The organism is Halorubrum sp. SP9, assembly GCF_005435015.1.
Taxonomy (GTDB): Archaea; Halobacteriota; Halobacteria; order Halobacteriales; family Haloferacaceae; genus Halorubrum; species Halorubrum sodomense.
Window position 1 is genome coordinate 1 of sequence record NZ_SGXU01000408.1, and the last position, 426, is coordinate 426.

Annotated in this window: 1 protein-coding gene; it reads left to right on the plus strand. The window is 56.8% G+C overall.

Features of this window, described 5'->3' with window-relative positions; genetic code table 11:
- Positions 1-85 precede the first annotated feature (85 nt).
- Positions 86-426, plus strand: a 341-nt coding sequence (locus tag EXE45_RS18055; protein ID WP_241989537.1) for a DUF6293 family protein, incomplete at its 3' end; no start/stop codon positions are given.

The following is a 426-nucleotide window of genomic DNA, read 5'->3' on the forward strand; positions in this document are numbered from 1 at the left end:
GTCGGATATGAATTACGCTGACACAGACAAAACAAACGACAATGTGATCATAATCGTCAATATCGTCCCGATAATCAGCTGATATATGAACGATCTCGACGTGCCGAAACGTGTCCATATCGTTCCGCTGGGATACGAATTGGACCGGATCGTCCGTCCGGTCGTCGACGGGAACGCCGACGAGGTGATCCTCCTCGAACCCGACGCCGACAAAGAGGGCGTCGACCGACCGTCATACCACGAGACGGCCCGTCAACGCGTTCGAGACGAAGGGATTCGGACCGAGACCGTCGAGTGCGACATCTTCAATCTCTTCAGTTCGCTCGGGACGATCGCCGAGATCTCGAACCGTCTCCGTGACCACAACGTCTACGTGAACCTCGCGTCGGGGTCGAAGGTGACCGCGATCGGCGGGATGATCGCCTG